The organism is Entomomonas asaccharolytica, assembly GCF_016653615.1.
In the GTDB taxonomy this organism is placed as follows: Bacteria; Pseudomonadota; Gammaproteobacteria; order Pseudomonadales; family Pseudomonadaceae; genus Entomomonas; species Entomomonas asaccharolytica.
On the sequence record NZ_CP067393.1, the window covers coordinates 1,845,502 to 1,866,766 of the forward strand.

The following is a 21,265-nucleotide window of genomic DNA, read 5'->3' on the forward strand; positions in this document are numbered from 1 at the left end:
AAAGAGAATGAGTATAACTATTAATCATACTGTTTTTATTATAGTCTTAATTTTATAGCTAAAACAGCTATTTAATAAGTTGTAGAGAAAAGAACATTTTTTATTATTAAAATTCACCAAGTAAAATAATATAACCCTTTATTTATAGCTGATCTATCTTACTATTTGCCTATCTTTACACTTAAGAGTAAATAAATATTACTGTTTTTCAATGAGTAATAGGGAACTAAACATTATCCTATCTATCTATAGATTTGGCATTTTTTGCCCATTATCATGACTATGTATAAATAATCTGAGTGATTAAAAATACCCTATAAATAATTTAGGATAATTATGAAAAAAAAGTCATTTAAAATTAGCCTAGCATGGCAAATATTAATAGCCTTAATTTTAGGTATTACCTTAGGAGCTATTCTTCATAATGTGCCAAGTTTACAAGTTATTAATATTTTTGGATTTGAAAAAACCATTGTAAATCCTAATGTCACTTGGACTATAAATACTATCTTGCAACCTGCTGGTGATTTATTTATTCGCCTTATTAAAATGATTGTTGTACCTATCGTGCTCTCCTCTATCGTAGTGGGTGTTGCAGGTATAGGGGACTCTAAAAAGCTTGGGCGTATTGGTGTTAAAACCATTGTATATTTTGAAGTTATTACCACTATTGCTATTGTAGTAGGTATTACTTTTGCTAATGTCTTTCACCCTGGTACAGGTATTGATATTTCTACCCTAACCCAAACTGATATCTCTCAGTATGCTTCTGCTACTGCACAAGTCAGCCATGAAAATCATTTTGTACAAACGCTAATGTCGCTAGTACCTACTAATATCTTTGCCGCCTTAATGCGTGGTGATATGTTGGCAATTATTTTCTTTGCTGTATTATTTGGGGTTGCTTTATCCTCTATTCCTGCCGCAAAAAGAGATCCATTATTAAATATTTTTAGTGGTGTATCAGAAACCATGTTTAAGGTAACTAATATTATTATGCACTATGCGCCAGTTGGTGTATTCGCATTAATAGCGGTTACTGTTAGCCAGTTTGGTTTTAGTTCATTGTTGCCATTGCTAAAACTAGTTTCCCTTGTTTACGCTGCTATTCTGTTTTTTGCTATTGTGATATTTGGTATTGTGGCAAAAATTTGTGGCTTAAATATTTTTAAACTGATTTTAATCCTAAAAGATGAATTAATATTAGCTTATTCCACTTCAAGCTCGGAAACTGTATTGCCGCGTATTATGGAAAAAATGGAGCATTACGGTGCACCAAGGTCTATTACTAGCTTTGTGATCCCTACAGGTTATTCATTTAACTTAGATGGTTCGACTCTTTACCAGAGTATTGCTGCTATCTTTATCGCTCAGTTATTTGGTTATAATCTAACTATCTGGCATGAAATCACCCTTGTTCTTACTTTGATGATTACTTCTAAAGGGATTGCTGGTGTGCCTGGTGTTTCTTTTGTGGTATTACTAGCCACCTTGGGTAGTGTGATTGATATGAAAGATGCTACCCTAGGTTTAGCCTTTATTGCAGGGGTTGATCGTATTATGGATATGGCACGTACTGCACTTAATGTGGTAGGTAATTCTTTGGCCGCCTTAGTAATCGCTAAATGGGAAGGTCAGTTTGATGTTGAAAAATCACTCGCTTATGAAAAACAAATGCTGCATCACAATCGCTAACCCTCTCTAGTTCTTTTTAAAAGCAGTAATTACAAATTACTGCTTTTTATTAACTAAAATATCTTCTAACTCTGTAGCTAATTTCAGAATTTGCTCTGCCCGATCTGAATCATTGGCTCTATAGCTTTTTAATAATGAACACCAATCTTGATGTGCCCGAGCTTTTTGTAAAGGTTTAGGTAACGCTTGCCACAGTTGATGGTCTGCCACCTTTAACTCAATCGCTTGATTAGCCGCATGGCCACGTTTTACTAAAGCAGCTAATAAATAGCATTGGCGAATGGCTAAAATTTGTAAAATAGCATCGTCCACACCTAAAAATTGCTTGCCAGTAAATTTACCTACTAATTGATCTTTATAATTGGAAAATGTTTGCCATGCACTGCCTGTTATAGCACCTAATAATGCAGCGGCGCCTAAAGTTAAGCCCGCAAACATCAAATCCACACCCACACCTGCCACAGCCCCAGCAGCAGCACCTTTACCAATACTTAGGCTAAACTGTTTTATGGTTTCAGGATTAAATAAATCATCGTCAAAACGACCATCAATTAAGGGTAGGTCTCCTGCAAAAGCATCATCTTTTCTAAACTGATACAGCGCCAACAAAGACTCAACACAACGTTGTTCACGTTTTCTTACTTTATCTTGTAAATTTTGCTTAGCATCATTAATGCTTTGCTCATCGGTAGCCACTAAAAAACTATAAGCGGCTATATCTATTAATAATTCAGCAATTATTTTTAGCCCTTGCTGATAACGCTCTGCTGCTTGTTGTTCATGGTAATCAATAAGGGAAATTAACTGAGGACGTGACTGCTCCAATAATAAAGCTAAACTCTCATATAAACGTCGCTCACCATCCTCTGGAGGGGCTACACTATCAAATTGTACTAAGGTATGTAAACCTAAGCGGGCTAAGGCTCCTCGCCATTCTTCTGTACGATGATTATTACTCGCTACAAAATTAACAACCGCTAATAATGGTTTACCTGTAACGATTAAAATTTCTAATTCATCTTTATATTTTGCCAGTACGGGTTCTCTGGCGTCGATTACGTATAATCCTGCATCAGATTGCAACAGTTGCCTTAATACTTTTGCCTCTTGCTCAAAGCGAAGTTTTGCCTCATTACTTGTTAGAAAACGCTCAATTCTCTCAGGCCCATCAAGCCTATCCCCTTGAGCTAACTGATCACAATAATCCAATAAACCAATAGCATCTTCTAGCCCTGGCGTATCATATAGCTCTAATAATGGTTTACCTGCAATCAGTAATTTAGCGCCTTCCACATGGCGAGTGGTACTAGGTTTGTGAGAAACCTCGCCAAAATGAGTGTCACGAATTAAGGTTCGTAATAGTGATGTTTTACCCACATTCGTATGACCCACTACAGCAAGCACTAATGGCTTAGTCATCCTCTGCTCCCAACCATGCTAATAAACTGGTTTTATCTCCATAGGTTAATTGCAACTGATTCAATGTTTGTTGCCAATCAGCAAGGCGTTGTGCATCAGTATCTGACTCTTCTAATAAGTATACCCTCGTTTCTGTTGCACATTGCGCTAACTCTGTAATCAATGCTAATGTTCCTCTATCAACTGAACGTCTTGGATCACAAACAATTAATAATTTAGCAACTGGATTGATAGTCAATTGATCTAAGATCTGCTTACGTTGTTCTCTTGTCTCTATTACGCCAGCATTCACTACATGTTCAGATAAATTAGCAGGTGGCCAAGGATAATTAGCTTCTAATTCTATTCCAACTAATACAGCCCCATGCTCTGACCAGTGAGCAGATGCGGCAGCTAACTCTGACCAATGTGTAGGCACAGCATCTGTTACACCAATTATTTCAGTATCTGGCAACAGGCGTGACTTTAATAAACTATAACTAGGCAACGCTAAGTCTAAACCAAGTCGTTTATAACCATATCGCCAGAAACTACTACAGAGTAAAAATAAAACTAACCGTGGTAATATGCCATAGACCACTAACACACCCACCAACCACGCAGCCCACGTTTGTCTTGCAGTATCAGACATTATAGCCATATCGCCACTTTGTCTAATTAGCTCCTCACTAGGGATAGGAAAACCTAAGATGTGGGGCAAAGTACCTAAAACCTGTACCACCATTACAAAACTATCCGCACTTAAAATAGTCGTTTGCCAGATAAAACCATAACGTTGGGTAGCTAGTAATAACAATAAACTTAGCAAAGCAATTATAGACGCTAATAGCCATAAGCCATTGGTTAATCTACCCAACCACCAACGCTCTAATTTTCTTTGATGTAATAAATTAACTAAGGCAGGCATTAACTGTACCACTTGTTTTTTACCTGATAACTTACTGGTAAGCCAGAGACTAAAGCGGCCTAATTGGTTAACTGATTGCCCGCCTGCAAAGGTACCTACTAACCAAATAATAAGCATCAGAATATTTAGACCTAGCAAACAACCAAGGGCACTAAAAATATTAATGGTATGCTCTACTGCGGAGAAAGTAGGTAAAACTAGCCCTATACCAATAAATACAGCCAAAACACACAAGATACGTACAGACCAATACATCGCTGTCAAAGTACTTTGCTGTGCTACCATTAAACCTGTTTTGTTAGCTAGCCATTGAGCACGCGTTAAAATACGTGACTCTATATCTCCTCCCGCTTTACGTGCTTGACGCACAGCTTCACTATCCGCTAATACTCCTTGCTGTTCCTCTTGCAAACGAATAGTTTCAGCCAACCATAGGTCATTAAAATGTTGTTGATTAGTTTGTTTAGCCACAATATTTATAAATAGCCTTTGCTAGACACATTAGCCTATATTCTACTGCATCTGACTGAAAATATTGTGGATAAATATTTAAATTTTATTTTCATATTACAAACCCATTCTTTACCTTATAAATACTAAAAGAAACTTAAAGACATACATCTACTGTAGATAATAATTTAAGAAGGCGTATAGTGAAAGCACAAGAGATTATTAGGTTTGGCCTGTTTACGCAAATTACAAGGCATGTAACTGCAAGTTAATTAGTAGGTAAATACGATGAAATATGTAACTGTCACACAACAAAATGCGTTAGAACTTTTAAACGACACTAAGGACTTGGTGGATATCAATGATATTGTTGAAGAAGTAGCTGAATTAACCCACTCATTTATAAAAGATAATATAAGCTTTGCACAAAATGCCAACTACTTAGAAAAAATAAAAGGCAATGAATTTATGATAAAAGTTTTAAGAGTCGCTGAATATCGTATGGCGCAAGTTAAAGCTTTATGGACAGACTTTAAACGAAGTTAATCTTTAGATTTATCAGACATTAAAAAAGAGGGATTATCCCCTCTTTTCTAAACTGCTTATTAGCATTATTTAGGCGTTATTGGCGGAAAATCTACTTCAGTTTCAGCTACGTTATTCATATAGTTTGTCCAAATATTTAGTGCCACATTCTGCACAATCTCTATTATTTCAGCTTCGCTGTATCCATGCTCATGGATATTTTGTAAATCTTGTGCCGATACTTTACCTTTCTTTTCTGCTACTTTCACTGCAAATTCAATAGCTGCTTTATTTTTTTCATCAGTAGAAGTGCCATTGCGGTTTGCTGCAATTTCAGCATCATCTACTTTCATTAAATTTTTGCTAATATAACTGTGTGCAGACAAACAATAAGCACAGCCATTAAGCTCAGCTAATGCCAAGGAAATCGCTTCACGGGTTTTAGCATGTAATTTACCTTTCGCCAAAGCACCTGAAAGGCTGACATAACCAGTTAATGCTTCTGGACTTAATGCTACTAAGCGATATAAATTAGGTACTTTACCTAATTTTTTATTAACTGCTTCTAGCATCTCACGAGATTGTTCAGGTGCTGCGTTAATATCAGCTGGAATAGTAAATCTAGTCATGTAACCCCCATGATATATTGCTAGGTAATCTATTTAAACCAATTAATAAAAACCTCTTATCTCATTACAGTATGAAATAAGAGGTTTTTAAAGCCCATTGCCTGTTATAAATTACAATCATTATACTTACTATAATCCTCCTACTTACCTAAACTTAGCTATTGGCAAAAAGTCTAAATATAGGATAAAAGCTAACAACTTTTTTTGGCAGTAAATGTAGTTACAAAACAAAGACAAAATGTATTTTTATTAATTCGAGCAGTTATAAAAACATATAATTTAGATAAGCTTTTTATAAACTACTTTAGATATAATGATTGAAATAAGGAGAAGCTGTAGCAACAACTTGAAAAATTAAACGATATATAACAACTTAATGAATTGTTGTTATAAAAATTGACTTACTAAATTAAAACTAAAATAAAAGCTTGTTAGTTAATTAAACCACACTTTCTTTCAATAATATTTATAAATAAAGCCCTAGATTAATTTCTAGGGCTTTGTAAAAGATTAACCAAGAATTTTAATTACTTATAATTCCTGTTTTATATTGTTCTAGTTGACGGATATCTGGCCAGATAGTGTCATCTGCAAACTCAAAGCGAGTGATAGATTGAGTCCATGCCTTTGTACTTGGATTTAAATATTCCTTAAATACCATTTGATCACCTTGATCACCCACAATAACCACTAAATCATATTCAATAGCCCGAAAGCTTATCATATCAGGTGTTACATCTTGGCCAAAAATAACTTTATCACTTCCTCTATCATTATGAATAATATCTTGACCATCACCTAAATTAAATAAAAAAGTATCATTTGAATACTGAACATTGGCATAAATAAGATCATTACCTAGCCCACCTCTAATTGTTCCTTTTCCTCTAATGGTATCGTTTCCAGCTCCTCCATCTAGGTAGTTATTACCTACAATATCCGTAATAGTGTCATCACCTGATCCTGCATAGATTGCATCGTCCCATGGTGTACCTAAAATTTCTTTACTGTAGTTATCAGGGTAATATTGTTTTAATACTATTTTGCGAATATCTGGCCATATTGTACCATCAGCAAATTCAAAGTGACGGTAGCTTTGACCTGCAACACCATCGGTTGAGCTAAAGAAGTTAATAAATTTTATTTCATCTCCTTGATTACCTACTACTACAACTAATATATTGCCTTCTCGACGGAAACTGATCATATCAGGCGTAACATCCTCACCAAAAATAATTTTATCTGTATAGCCATAATTATCATAACTATCAACAGTATCTTTACCATCGCCTAGATTAAAATGAATAATATCACCCGCTGAATTATTGATTCTATTCATAATATAATCGTTACCTTTACCTCCTCTAAGCTCACCTCTGCCATAGATAAAGTCATCTCCATCTCCCCCATCTAGGTAGTTATAACCTACAAGATCTTTGATATGATCATTACCATTACCTGCATAGATCACATCATTCCACGCAGTACCTAAGATATTATTTTGATTATCTGCATAATATTGGGTTAGCTTTGTTTTGCGAATATCTTCCCAAACAGTACCATCTACGAACTCAAAGTGACGATAAGTTTGCCCTGCAGTCCCCTCAGTTAAACTAAAGAAATTAATAAAGTGCATTTCATCGCCTTGATCGCCCACTACCACTATTAAACTTTCCCCATTTCGACGGAAACTAACCATATCATGCGTGACATCTTTGCCAAAAATAACTTTATCTACATAGCCATAACTATCATAACTTTCAATAATATCTTTACCATCCCCTAGGTTAAAATGGATAATATCGTTTGGTGAACTATTGGCTCTATTAATAATGTAGTCATTACCTATACCTCCTCTGAACTCACCCCTACCTATAATCATATCGTCACCCACACCACCATCTAAATAGTTGTAACCTGAATAATCTCTAATATGATCATTACCATCACCTGCATAAATCACATCATCCCAAGGTGTACCTAAAATTTGATTGTAATTATCAGGATAGTATTGGGTTAATTTTATTTTACGAATATCTGGCCAGACTGTACCATCTGCGAACTCAAATTGACGATAACTTTGTCCTTCTACATTGTAACTGCCTTCATAGCCAAAAAACCTGACAAAATTCATTTCATCACCTTGATCCCCTACAACAACAATTAAGGAAGTTCCTTCACGACGAAAACTAATCATATCTGGGGTGACATCTTCACCAAAAATAACTCTATCTTTGTTATTCTCATTCCCTGCATAATTAACCCAAGTTTCAATAGTATCCTTACCATCACCTAAATTAAAATGTATAATTTCACCAGGTGAGTTACTAAATTTATTAATTATATGATCATTACCTTTGCCTCCTCTTATCTCTCCTCTGCCCATAATTACATCGTTACCAGCACCACCATCTAAATAGTTATAGCCTGTATAACTTTTAATAACATCATCGCCTGATCCTGCATATATAACATCTGTCCATGGGGTACCTATAATTTGGTTATAGTCATCAGGGTAATATTGTTTGAGGGGTTGTTTTCGAATATCTTCCCAGATTGTTCCATCAGCAAATTCAAATTGGTGATAGGTTTGACCTGCTGTATTGTAAACTGATTCATCACCAAAGAATCTAACAAACCACATTTCATCACCTTGATCACCTACTACTACAACTAAAGCTGCGCCTTCTCGACGAAAAGTGATCATATCAGGGGTAACATCTTCACCAAAAATAACTCTATCTTTATAACCATTACTATCATAGCTATCGATAATATCTTTACCATCACCTAGGTTAAAACGAATAATTTCCCCTGCTGAATTACTAACTATATTAATAATATGATCATTACCAATACCCCCTATCATTTCTCCTCTTCCTATAATGACATCATCGCCTGCGCCACCGTCTAGATAGTTATAACCTGTATAATCCATAATGACATCATTACCTGAACCACCTATTAAGGTATCATTTCCACTGGTTCCATAAAGTATCATGGGGTCATCTGGAAAGGCTTGATCGCGAATATCTGCCCAAAAACCACCATTGGCAAACTCAAAACGATTAAAGGTTTGGTAATCTGTGTGTTTATAATAGTTAGTGAAGGTTATTTGATCAGTTTTATCACCTACTTTAACAATTAGGTCATCATTATTTTGACTGAAGCTAATCATTGCTTTGGTAATGCCTTCCCCAAAGATAACTTTATCTCGTTTGCCATAATTTTCATCTTGTAAATCATCGAAGGCATTAATAATATAGTTACCTGCGCCACTATTAAAAATCAACGTATCATGAATGCCTGACTCTTGAGCATTTACTATAAGATCAGTATCCAACCCACTATTTGCTATAGCCTCTTGTTCAGAGCTTGCAATAGCTTGATTATAGGTATTGATATGTTGAGCATGTATTATCTTAAAAGGCCATATAGAGAGCACCATAAAAAGCAAGGTGAATATACGCTGATAGTGTTTTTTAACTGTTTTCATTGCTTATAATCCTTAGAACTCCATAGGTAATAGATAAATTCCTGAGAAGTTTCTATGTGCTAAATTCTTATTAACTGTTTGATATATTTATTATTTTCTCTGTTACTGCTAGAGATAGAGGCATGGTAGGCTGTTTATAGAGTTAATTCTTTTGGCTTAAGCAAAAATTAATTAAGGGAGATATTCAATATAGAAGTGAAATTTTGTTATAAGATGATTGCAGCTAAAGATTACTAAAATATTAGGATAATTATGAGATCTTTCTTTTTATTAATAACTAACTACAAATAAAAAACTAAACATTAACTAAAAAATATAACAGCGTATTCAATATGATCTGTATCTTCTACACATCGGACGCTGCCGACGATCTGCAGTGTTTACCTCTCTCTGTTCCCCTTAATATTTAACCAACAAGAAACGTAATTATAAACAGCCTACCATGCCTCTATCTCTAGCAGTAACAGAGAAAATAATAAATATATCAAACAGTTAATAAGAATTTAGCACATAGAAACTTCTCAGGAATTTATCTATTACCTGTGGAGTTCTAAGGATTTAAACAATGAGAACAGTTAAAAAACACTATCGGCGTATATTCACCTTGCTTTTTATGGTGCTTTCAATATGGCCTTTTAAAGTGGCTCTGGCACAAGATGCTGAATGTGCTGAAGTTAGAGTAATTATTGAGCAGAAACTATCATTTGAACGGCAAGCATTTGATGCAAAAATGCTGATTAATAATGGTTTAACTTCTGCAAAATTAGAAAATATCCGTATTGAGCTTCTATTTGAAGATCGAAACAATCAGCCTGTTTCAGTCACTGAAGATGCTAATGAAACAGAAGCAATGTTTTTCTACAAAATAGACTCACTATCTGGTATAGAAAATATTTCAGGTACAGGTGAAATTGCCAGTAAATCTTCAGCAGAAATACATTGGCTAATTATTCCCGCTTATGGCGCAGCTGCTGATCAAGACAAATTATATTATGTAGGTGCTAAGGTTAGTTATACCTTAAATGGTGAGGAAACAAGCGTTGATGTTACACCTGATTATATTACGGTAAGGCCTTTACCTAAATTAGTTTTAGATTATTTTTTTCCTGAAGATGTGTATGGTGATGATGATTTTACTACAGATATAGAGCCTTCTATTCCTTTCACTTTAGGCGTAAGAGTTAAAAATACAGGCTATGGCGTAGCTAATAATACAGCCATTGAATCTGCCCAACCAAAGATTATAGATAATGCTCAAAACTTATTAGTTAACTTTGAAATTATTGGTGGTTATGTAGCTGATCAGTTGATTGGTAAAAGCTTATTATTAAAATTGGGTGATATACCGCCAAATGCTTCTCAAGTAGGCCGTTGGAATGTTGTTACTTCACTTTCTGGAAAATTTACTGAGTTTACAGCTAGCTATTCTCATGCAGATGGTTTAGGGGGTAAATTAACCTCACTGATTGATAGTGTAAACACTCACACATTGGTACATGATGTAAAAGTTGATCTCCCTTATAGAGACAACGTTCGTGACTTTCTAGCATTTGACCAAGATACTTTAAGAGTATATGAATCAGAAGGAATTGATTCAGAAGTCAGTGATCTATCTTCACAAAGTTTACTTGAAGCCATTAATGGTAAATATGCTCTTAGTTTTCCTGCCACAATGGGATTGGTTTACACCAAACTAGCTGATCCGTTTAATGGCACTCGAACGCCTTTCAATATGCAACGTTCTGATGGTAAGGTCATTGCCCATGAAAATGTCTGGCTATCAAAAGAACGTAATGAAGATTTATCTTGGTCTTACTTCATTCATTTATTTGATACAAATTCAACAGGCCAATATCAGTTTACATTTACTGAAATAACCAATAAAGCTTCATTAGCAGGAACGGTATATAACGATACTAATGATAATGGTGTGTTTGATGAGTCAGAAAAAGGTATTGGTGTTGCAGCTATTCAATTAACAGGAATAGATCAAGATTGCATAAAAATATCTACACAGGCTTATACAGATAACCAAGGTCATTTTAATTTCGTAGGATTAAATCCAGGTAACTACGCTCTACAAGCATTACCACTTAATGGCTTAAATGATGGTCAAGCAACGACTACAGTAGCAAATGCTACCACTCAAATAAGCAAAATTACTGATATTCAATTAGCTGCTGGTATGCAAGTAGATGGTAATCTTTTTGCTAAAGTAAGCAGTGAAATAGCGTTACCCCAAGCCAATGCAGCAGATCTTGATATTGGCATAGTGAGTTCAACTAATACAGCGAATGTTGATGATACGGTTAAATACACCGTTACATTAGTTAATCATGGTCCTAATGATGCGATTGATACAAGTGTAGATTTATCTATTCCAAAAAATCTTAGGGTTTATCTTATCAGTACTACCGCTGGCCAAGTCATCAATAGTAATGGTCGTTGGGTTATTAATAAAATCCCATCAGGCGCTTCCTATACCTTACAGATTAATACAAGAGTTATGCAAGCAGCAGGTAATGTGCCTGTAACAGCTACTATTACTAGCCAGACAGCAGATAACAATCCAACCAATAATACAGCAACTGTTACCTTGTTAACCACAGCAACCGCAAAATTAACGTTTGGATTTGACCAATTCGTCACTCAAATTGCGTCTAATTATTGATAGGTAAGGATACCATGATGAGCTTTCTAGGATACAAACCACTTGCTAACAGTGGTTGGCTTTTTCTTACTTTATTATTAGTGAGTACACAATGCCTACAGAGTTATGCAGGCTGTCCAAATAATACATTAGCTAATGAACAAGCAGAGCAATATAGCCATATTAATTTTGTAAATCACCAACACAGTTTAGACAGTAGTTGTTGGATTAATGATTCTGCAATAGCGGCACTAGCTGAAAAAGAAACCGTTTTATGGATTGATGTTAGATCAAAAAGTGAGCAAAAAAGATTACCTTTAGATGGTTTATTAGAAATCCCTCTTGCTGCTTTATCTAACAAACAATTTCTAAAAAAACAACCTATTGTATTGGTTGGAACAGGTTTTGATCAGGTTATGCTAAATAGAACCTGCATACAACTAAAACAAACAGGCTTTACAGAGGTTTATGCGTTAGAAGGTGGCGCTTATGTTTTGAATAAAAAACAACAACAGCATTATGAAATAACACCTGAACAATATTGGTCAGGTTCAATGGCAGGCTCATGGAAAACCATTGCTACTGATATTGCAGAAGAAGACTTACAAGTATTACCAATAATACCATTTAAACAATTATTTTCCACAGCGGATGATGTTGCTTTAGCTATTCAACAAACAGTATCTCAATTCAATCAATTAACACCTATTTCGCTTGTACTAATTACCCCAGATCAAGCAACAACAATCTATTGGCAACAGGTATTAAATAACCTCACTGACTCGAAACAAATCGTGTGGTTACAGGGAGGCATAAAAAATTATAACGATTATATCAATCAGCAACAAAGCATTCGAAATAACGCAGCAAAAGCACCTAGCCGCTCCTGCCGTTAATTCCTATAAACGCATTATAAGGTAATAATATGAACATATTGCAACACTATAATCGAACCTTGTTTTTACTTTACTTAGTTAAAAAACAAGGTTACCGATTATTCACATTAACGTTAAAGAAAATAACCAGCTTAATTGCTTTTTGTAGTCTTATTGCAATCAGCAATTTAACTATAGCTGCCACTAATACTGGCTTAACTGGTGACGATCAAGTTAAAGGCCCTTTCCCTATTGGCTTTAACTTTAAATTATATCAACAAGAGTTTAATGAGTTTCACGCTTCAACTAACGGGCTTCTACAATTTACTAATCCATCAACAGCTTATTCTAATAGCTGTTTACCTGGCAGTCTTAATAATACTCTTTATGTATTTTGGGATGATTTAAGAACCAATGTAACAGGCCAACCTGATGGTACCGTTTATTATGAAACCATTGGAGAAGCACCAGACCGTCAATTAATTGCGCAATGGACTAATCAATATTTTTATGGCTCTAATTTACCGATGGGTACATTCCAAGCCATTCTATATGAAGGCTCTAATGAAATAAAATTCCAGTACCGCAATCTATTCGATGATCGTAGTAAAGGCAATAGTGCAACCATTGGTATTCAGGGTGAAGACAAATTAGTACAACAAATTAGTTGTAATCAAACCAATGCCCTTTCCTCTGAGCAAGCTATTGTATTTACACCTAATGAAACACTAACTGGCTATACAGTTAACACACAAGCTGAATATGACTTTATTGATATTTCTGGGCTTAGTGTGAGACCTCCTGTAGCTACCAGTCGCTATACTAAAACAGATTTACATTGGACATGGAGCCAACTTTCTACCCTTACCTCCTATCAAATAGAAATTCAAGATCAACAAGGTAATATCGTTTTACAACAGGTTTTAGGTAATGTAGGTGAGTTTACTTATAACACTAACTTAACCAATGGTAAAAGCTACAAAGCCAGAGTCAGAGGCAGTATTAACAATGGTGGTACATGGGAATTTTGGTCAGGTTTTTCTTTACCTATTACAGTTGATACGGGTAAACCACAAGTACAAATTGATAGTTTCTCTCGTTTAAATGAAGAAACTCTTAAAATCATCTATCAAGCCTTTGATGATATCAGTGGCCTTGCCGAAGTTAATCTACAAATAGCCAGTGATGAGGCATTTGATACTATCCTAGTGACAGAGCAACTTTCTATTGAAAACACTTCTGCCACTATTACAGGTATCAACCATAGAGGATCACTCTATGCACGTATAAATGCCGTTGACCAAATTGGTAATACTTCCGATTTTTCTAATATTAAATCGATAGAGCTTTTAGCCCCTACCATTATAACTCCTGTAACCAATAGCAAGCTAAATCAAGCAACCGTAATGGTATCAGGTAAAGGTGAAGCAGGTGGTTTAGTGCAACTTTTTCTTAATGGTCAAGTGATAGGTTCTGAAATTGAAGTTGATCAACAAAATAATTTTAATACCACTATCACTTTACCCAATGAAGGTAACTATCAACTCAGTGCAACCATTAAAACTGACTCAGCAACAAGTGAGCTAAGCAACCTTATTAGTGTTGAATATAAACTACCTATCCCCACGGCTAGTTTTATTACGCCAGCAGAAGGTTTAACCCTAGTAGCACCCACTCAAATTGAAATCAGTGCTATTGATGAACTAGCGATTAAACAAGTTGAAATCTACATCAACAATAGCAAAAAAACTACGCTAACTAAAGTTCCCTATCAATACCAATGGGATGTTACCCAAGTTAAAAATGGTGATTACACCATTAAAGTTAATGTCATTAATAGCAGTAATAAAATGGTTACATTAACACGTCAAATTAAGGTGGATATACAGCAACCTGAAATACCACAAACTATTTATACAGGGGAAATAACTGATATTTCGCCTAAAACAAGTTATGGGCCACAACCTATTACATTTACAGGACATGCTATTTATCGTGCAGATGCTGAAAAAGCAGCTAATCTGCCTTTAACCCTATTACTGACTACAAATGGTTTTGATAAAACAATTAATGTAGTCACTGATGCAACAGGGACATTCTCCTATACTTTTGAGCCAGAAGCGCATGATGCTGGGCTTTATACTGCAATGGCTATTCATCCCAAAGAATCAAAAACCTATGCGCAAGGTAATTTTGCTATTAATCGTATTAAATTTGATATAACAGGTTATAACCTAACCACTGCCAGACATTTAGCAACCCCCATCAAAGTAACAGCTACTAGCAGTGCTGGAGCAACTAACCTGCATTGGCAGTTAAAAGCAGAAGACCAACCTACAGGTACTTTACCTAAAGGCATTGAAATTGATACCAGTGCCACAGTTAACATAGCAGCAGGCAAAAGTGCACCGCTTATTATTAATTTCAAAGCAGATGATACAGCACCTGAAACAGGCGCATTATTTTTAACTGCCTTTGCTACAGATTCAGGTGATTTAGAACGCGGTAAATTCCAAATTAACTACCGTTTAACACCTGCCACACCTGCACTTACTGTTACACCAACCTATATAGAAACAGGTGTGCAACAAGCAAACAGTATTGTAGAAAGTATCAAACTTACCAATAAAGGCTTAATTGCTGCTGAAAATGTACAAATTAAACTGCTAGATCAAAACAACAATCCAGCACCCAATTGGGTATTTATTAGTAGTAAACAATTAGGCTCACTAGAGGTAGGTGAAACACTAGATTTACAGCTTACTGCACAACCAGATAGTAGCTTAGCAGATGGTATTTATAGATTTAATATTATCGTAACTGCAAGCAATGGTAACGGTGGTACTATTCCTGTTTCTGTATCTGTCACACAACATGGACAAGGCTCTGTTATGTTTGATGTAGCCGATATCTACACAGCAACACTCAATGAAAATGGACTACCTATTCAGGGTGTAGCTAATGTCACTATTAAACTGCAAAACGAGAATGTAGTTACACAGCAATACCAATTAAAAACCAATCAACAAGGTGTGGCTGAACTTAACAATATTCCGCCAGGCATTTATCGCTATCGTGCCAGTGCAACAGATCACGTGGATACAAGTGGCATGTTAGTCATACGTTCTAATGTAACAACCAATGAACATATTTTTATGGAATACCAACTTATCAATATCGAGTTCAATGTTACAGAAACTACTGTTCAAGATGAGTATGAAATTGAACTAGAAGCGAGTTTTAATACCCAAGTTCCATCTCCTATTATGGTATTTGAACCCATGTCTATCAGCCTAAATGGTATGCAGGCAGGTGATGTAAAAACGGGGGAATTAGTACTAACAAACTATGGCTTAGTACAGGCAGAAAATGTGAAATTTTTCCCACCCACTTCAGATACTAAATTTCATTACGAATTCTTGGCTGAAGTGCCTTCTACTATTGCCCCCAAAACAAGAGTCGTTATCCCCTATAAAGTCACAGCCTTAGCAAAACCTGCTTTCAGAATGGCCAGTGCCTTTAGCACAGAGACTACAAATGAAGATTGTGACTCTTATGTTAAATACTTCTCAGAAGAACATACCAGCGAATGCGCCAATGGTGATACCTCAAATGGAAAAAGCCAAGGTAACTACAACAAAGTAGCAGGTAAAAGCTGTAATACAGCCTCCGTTGGTGGTAGTAACAATATCGGTGGTGGCGGTTGGAGTTCTGGCGGTTTCGGTGGTGGTACTTCAGGTGGTGCATCAGGTGGCTGGACAGGTGGTGGAACCACATCATCCCCTATTCCATTAACCGATGGTTGTACACCAGAGTGTGAGGGTGAGTGCTGTGAAGGCGAAGGCTCTCAAGCTGGTAATCAATAACAGAATAATTTTCTATAGATTTAGATACAAGGAATCATCTTATGTTAGCTAAACAACATAAACGACACAAAATGAAAAGATCAAAGAAAACAACGATCGACTATATATTATCAATTGGGTTAGTAATTATGATGATTATTATCTCAATACCACAAACAGTATTTGCACAAGTTATGCCTAATTTTGCAGGCTCGAATGCTATGTCCAGATCTAAAATTAAACTACCTAATGCAGAATATACAGAAAGCAGTATAGACCTTAGCGTCAAAGCACAAGGTGGCGAAATAAAACTAAATCGTACTTGGACTAATAATCGTTGGTATATCAATCCAGTATGGGCAGATTTAGAATTTAAAGCCTATGAAATTAACAAAGCTCTATTTAGCATTAATAGAGCAGGTGTTATTTATTATAAAATAGGTAACACTGATCTATACAGCGCTAGCCAAACCTATATTAAGAAAACAGAGTCAGGCTGGCAATGGTATGATCGTCAAGGTAACTGGATTAATTATGACAGTAAAGGCCGTGTTACTGAATACAGTGACAGCAATAACAACAAAGTAAGCTTTGATATCAGCCCAGAAGGTCGTCGTACAGCCATTAGAGACCATCATGGAGAGCTCGTATATAGCTTTAAATACGATACTAGCGAGCGCCTAATTGAAGCCAAAGACCGTGAAAATCGTACAGTAACCTATCTCTGGCAAGGTAATTTATTAGTCAAAGTAACTGATGTGCTAGGCAATGATTGGCACTATGGTTATGACGATAAAGGCCGACTCAGCCAAACCACTGCACCTGATAGTACGATTAATAAAATTGAATACAGTAGCAGTACAAAAGCAGCTTCAACAGGTATGGTCAGTGGCAAAAATGCTGGTCAAATAGAATACATAAAAGTTATTACAGCTGGCTCTACAGGGAAATCAGGTAAAGGCTATACAATGGCTACTGCTGGCAAGCAGTCAAAATCTGGTGCTGGTGAAACAACCATTACTCGCCAATACAATGGCACTACTAAGACCTATAAAGTTGACACTGTAAAATCGGGTAGTTCAAACCGTATCAGTAGTAGAACCTATAATAAAAGCGGCAAAGCACTTACCAGTTCCAGTAATGGAAAAAAGACAGAAGATATTAAACGGGATAATAATGTCGTTAAATATACTGATGAACGCGGTTATACCAATGCTATTCACTTTGATAGCATAGGTCGCCCCATTAAAATTATTCGAGCAGATGGTTTAAGCGAAAGTTTTGCTTATGAAAATACTTTTAACAAGGTGACTCGTTATACCGATGCACAGGGCAATACCTACAAATACAGCTATGATAGTAAAGGCAACTTAACACAAGCTATTGCAGCAGAAGGTAAAAATGAACAGCAAACAACACTATTAAAGTATGATAGCTTTGGCCAACCAACCACCATTACTCTTAAAAGTAAAGACAGAACCATTACCTTACGTCAAACCTTTGACACTTACGGTAATGTAGCCTCATTTACTGATGGTAATGGCCATACCTACCAGTTTACCTACAATATTCAAGGGCAAGCTACCAGTGTAACCAATCCCTTAAACAATACATGGCAAACTACCTATAATGCAGCGGGCTACCCTACTGCAATAATAGACCCATTAAACCATCACTATACCTATACAACGGACTCAATGGGACGTGTAACCTCTATTACTAATCCATTAGGTAAAGTGGTTACCTATAACTATCAATTTAGCGATAGCGGATGGCAAGTTAATAAAACCAACGCACTTAATGAAACCCAAAGTTATTATTTTGATACGGATGGTCGTTTTATTAAAGGTGTATTACCCTCAGGTTTAGCAATAACTCAATCTTACGATATTGATGGCAACCTTATCCAACAAACAGATATGGCTGGTAATAGCTATCAATACGAATATGGTGCTGAAAATACTAAGTTAAGTGGTTTATTAACTAAAACTATTTATCCAGCCTACAGTGAAACCTATCAATACAATGCACTAGGTTTCCCTACTCAAATTACCCAAATACTTGATGCACAAAATCAGTTAATCAATCGTATTGGCTATAATGAACTTAATGTGCCTGTTAATATAACAAAAGCAAACAATAGTACAACTAGCCTACAATGGAATACTTTTAAACAAGCTACTGGTTTAACTGATGCATTAGGAAATAACAGCAAACAAGAGTGGGACATTTTTGCCAATGTTACAAAACTAATTGATCCACAGGGTAATAATTATCAATTTAGCTATGATAATAATGGTAATCTTATTAAAGAGACCAAGGCTGTTAGTAATGTGGTTGAATATACCTTTAACACAGCCAATCAGAAAATTAAAGAACAAGATTCCGTAGGTAATATTATAGTTTATCAATACGATAAAGCGGGTCGTCTTACTCAAAAAGACTACAGTTTAAAAGAACAAACCTCTCCTAGCCAAACTATCATATATAACTATGATGCTGCTAACCAACTAACCAATATTATACAAACAGGAGATACTCATAGTCAGTTCAATTACACATATGATGAGCTAGGTCGTATCATTAAAGAAACCATTACTTATGGTACAGGTACGCAAAAAATTACCAATACCTTAAAGTACACATATGATATTGATGGCAACTTAACGAGTTTAACCTACCCTGATAATACTCAAACTTCCTTTCACTATGAAAAAGGATTAATTAAAGAGGTACGACTCGCCAATGGTGAAAAAATTACTTGGGAACAATACACATGGTTAAAACCTAGCTTAATTCGCTTCCCTGGAGCAACCAAAACCATTAACTATGATGGATTATTACGCCCTACTAATATTAAGATAACTAATAATCAAAATAGCCTATTAATGAATAGAGATTACCAATACGATAAAGTACATAATATTATTGATCTTAGTAATGAAGATGGTCAAACTGAATACAAGTATGATTTATTAAATCGTTTAACAACGGTTACCCCATCACCATCATTGCAACAAATAGGATTAAGCGCTGAAACCTACAGCTATGATACTGTTAATAATCGTATTGGCAGTGGTCAGGATGGCAATTGGTTATACAATAGCAAAAATCAATTAATTCAATATACAGAAAATAACCAACATACCCTATTAACCTATTCAGAAAATGGTAATTTAGCCACAGAAACTAAAAATAGTAAGACATTGACCTATCAATATAATGCAGCTAATCGTTTAACTGCCATAAATGATGGTACACAAGAAATTGCTTATTATCAATATGATCCTTTTGGGCGTCGTATTAGTAAAACTGTAAAAGGTGAAACCACTTATTACCTCTATACAAAAGAAGGTTTAATAGGTGAGCTAAATGAACAAGGTACAATGTTTGTAGCTTATGGCTGGGAACCCAATACACAATGGGGAACACAACCATTATGGCAAGCGAACCTAACTCAAAGCTCAAACCTTACAACCACCAAATATAATTATCTCTATACAGATCATTTGGGTACCCCCCAACTAGCTGTTGATAATCAAGGCCAAACCACATGGAAAAGTATAACAGAAGCTTTTGGTAAAACTAACTTAAATACTAATAACCAAATAACCATGAACTTACGCTTTCCTGGACAATATTTTGACCAAGAAACAGGGTTAAATTACAACTGGTTCCGTTACTATAATCCCTCTATAGGTCGTTATACTCAAAATGATTTTCTTGGATATTATCATGAGCTAAATGAATATGTTTATGTAAATAATAATTCAATCATTAAATTAGACTACAATGGATTAGCAACTCAATTTGGTGTTGGGCTCTCTGGAATATTTCATGCTGGAATTCCACCTCTCTTTTTAGGTCTTGGATCTGGTGCAAGTATTTCAGTAGGTATCTCAATACCTGATAATATTCTAAAGTTAAAATGTTACCAGTTATTTTTTCAATCCCAAACTAGTGTTAATTTTGGTTGGGGTGCATATATTGGATTTGGAGTAAATCTAAGTGGTTCCACTTCTGAAGGACCTCTCAAACAAGGTTTATCAAAAGAATCAGGTTTAGTTTTTGATGTTAATGCGGGATATGGGGCATCTGGAGGACTATCAATCAATATGGGTGATGAAGCCGTAATAAATAAAGGAAACTCATGGACTCCTGGAGATTTAGGACTATCTACTTCTCTTCCTATAAAATTAATACCAGGAAAAGGATTCGGGGTAGCTGGAAGCGTTGGTAGGTATACAAGTCATAAATATGTAGTAAATGATGTTGATGAGTGTGAATGTAAGTAATCATTAATAAAACTATTTCTAAAGTATACCAAGGCTGTTCTTGGTATACTTATATACCAATTTTTACATCTTTTAAACTAATAATAAGTTCTTATAGCTACTGATAGTACTTTTATGTACCTCCTATACAATTAGTTTTCCAATGCCTAAACCTAAATTAATGCCTCCTCTTTCCAATATCTTTGAATTTAGTTATACAGTTTTCAACATGTGAATTTATTCAACTTTCACTATAAAACCTAAAAAAACTCATACTACTGTTTACTTAAAATCATTATTAAAAATAAAATCTTTTTGCTATATTAATTAACCGAATTAGACCTGATTAAAAGGAGTGTTTACTTTAAAAAATAGTATTAGTTATTTCCATTGATAATTGATTAGTAAATAACTGTAAGATGGCTTTCAAAAGTTAGAAATTAAAACTATTTGCAATAAAGAATCAACCAAACTAGAGGCTTTATACTAACATCCCCCAC

At 35.3% G+C, this 21,265-nt stretch carries 10 protein-coding genes; 6 read left to right on the forward strand and 4 right to left on the reverse strand.

All coding sequences use genetic code 11. The features are described 5' to 3' along the window. Nucleotides 1-336 precede the first annotated feature (336 nt). The gene (gene gltP / locus JHT90_RS08490) at nucleotides 337-1,695 is read left to right on the forward strand and encodes a glutamate/aspartate:proton symporter GltP (protein ID WP_201090357.1); all 1,359 of its coding nucleotides are present in this window, start codon (nucleotides 337-339) and stop codon (nucleotides 1,693-1,695) included. A gap of 36 nt (nucleotides 1,696-1,731) precedes the next feature. Here the strand turns inward: gltP and JHT90_RS08495 are convergent, their stop codons facing one another. Together JHT90_RS08495 and JHT90_RS08500 are read right to left on the reverse strand one after the other, a co-directional pair. Continuing rightward, nucleotides 1,732-3,114, reverse strand: a complete 1,383-nt coding sequence (locus JHT90_RS08495; protein ID WP_201090358.1) for a DUF3482 domain-containing protein — start codon at nucleotides 3,112-3,114, stop codon at nucleotides 1,732-1,734. Then, entirely contained in the window at nucleotides 3,107-4,492 is a 1,386-nt protein-coding gene (locus tag JHT90_RS08500; protein ID WP_201090359.1) for a DUF2868 domain-containing protein, read from the reverse strand. Before JHT90_RS08500 ends, JHT90_RS08495 begins: the two co-directional genes overlap by 8 nt. 267 nt (nucleotides 4,493-4,759) lie before the next feature. Between JHT90_RS08500 and JHT90_RS08505 the strand changes: the two genes are divergently transcribed. Further along, a complete protein-coding gene (locus JHT90_RS08505) occupies nucleotides 4,760-5,017 on the forward strand; it encodes a hypothetical protein (protein WP_201090360.1) in 258 nt (85 codons plus the stop codon). 65 nt (nucleotides 5,018-5,082) lie between these two features. Here JHT90_RS08505 and JHT90_RS08510 read toward each other — a convergent pair whose 3' ends face one another. Beyond that, complete coding sequence (locus JHT90_RS08510; RefSeq protein ID WP_201090361.1) at nucleotides 5,083-5,625, reverse strand: carboxymuconolactone decarboxylase family protein; 543 nt, start codon at nucleotides 5,623-5,625, stop codon at nucleotides 5,083-5,085. A 523-nt stretch (nucleotides 5,626-6,148) separates the two neighbouring features. Continuing rightward, the gene (locus JHT90_RS08515) at nucleotides 6,149-9,121 is read right to left on the reverse strand and encodes a calcium-binding protein (protein WP_201090362.1); all 2,973 of its coding nucleotides are present in this window, start codon (nucleotides 9,119-9,121) and stop codon (nucleotides 6,149-6,151) included. 565 nt (nucleotides 9,122-9,686) lie between these two features. Here JHT90_RS08515 and JHT90_RS08520 point away from each other — a divergent pair. The 4 genes from JHT90_RS08520 to JHT90_RS08535 are packed head-to-tail and all read left to right on the forward strand — an operon-like array spanning nucleotide 9,687 to nucleotide 20,786. After that, nucleotides 9,687-11,792 carry an SdrD B-like domain-containing protein gene (locus JHT90_RS08520; protein ID WP_201090363.1) on the forward strand — a complete coding sequence of 702 codons (2,106 nt, stop codon included), beginning with the start codon at nucleotides 9,687-9,689 and terminating at the stop codon, nucleotides 11,790-11,792. Nucleotides 11,793-11,806: 14 nt separating this feature from the next. After that, nucleotides 11,807-12,667, forward strand: coding sequence for a rhodanese-like domain-containing protein (locus JHT90_RS08525; RefSeq protein ID WP_201090364.1), 861 nt, complete (start codon nucleotides 11,807-11,809; stop codon nucleotides 12,665-12,667). Nucleotides 12,668-12,696: 29 nt separating this feature from the next. Beyond that, a complete protein-coding gene (locus JHT90_RS08530) occupies nucleotides 12,697-16,512 on the forward strand; it encodes an Ig-like domain-containing protein (protein ID WP_201090365.1) in 3,816 nt (1,271 codons plus the stop codon). A 41-nt stretch (nucleotides 16,513-16,553) separates the two neighbouring features. Beyond that, nucleotides 16,554-20,786, forward strand: a complete 4,233-nt coding sequence (locus JHT90_RS08535; protein WP_201090366.1) for an RHS repeat protein — start codon at nucleotides 16,554-16,556, stop codon at nucleotides 20,784-20,786. Nucleotides 20,787-21,265 lie beyond the last annotated feature (479 nt).

Excerpts from the sequence above, each read along its gene's own strand:
- JHT90_RS08495 (WP_201090358.1), bottom strand. The coding sequence starts at position 3,114 with ATGACTAAGCCATTAGTGCTTGCTGTAGTGGGTCATACGAATGTGGGT.
- JHT90_RS08515 (WP_201090362.1), bottom strand. The coding sequence starts at position 9,121 with ATGAAAACAGTTAAAAAACACTATCAGCGTATATTCACCTTGCTTTTT.
- JHT90_RS08510 (WP_201090361.1), bottom strand. The coding sequence starts at position 5,625 with ATGACTAGATTTACTATTCCAGCTGATATTAACGCAGCACCTGAACAA.
- JHT90_RS08530 (WP_201090365.1), top strand. The coding sequence starts at position 12,697 with ATGAACATATTGCAACACTATAATCGAACCTTGTTTTTACTTTACTTA.
- JHT90_RS08505 (WP_201090360.1), top strand. The coding sequence starts at position 4,760 with ATGAAATATGTAACTGTCACACAACAAAATGCGTTAGAACTTTTAAAC.
- JHT90_RS08520 (WP_201090363.1), top strand. The coding sequence starts at position 9,687 with ATGAGAACAGTTAAAAAACACTATCGGCGTATATTCACCTTGCTTTTT.
- JHT90_RS08525 (WP_201090364.1), top strand. The coding sequence starts at position 11,807 with ATGATGAGCTTTCTAGGATACAAACCACTTGCTAACAGTGGTTGGCTT.
- JHT90_RS08535 (WP_201090366.1), top strand. The coding sequence starts at position 16,554 with ATGTTAGCTAAACAACATAAACGACACAAAATGAAAAGATCAAAGAAA.
- gltP (WP_201090357.1), top strand. The coding sequence starts at position 337 with ATGAAAAAAAAGTCATTTAAAATTAGCCTAGCATGGCAAATATTAATA.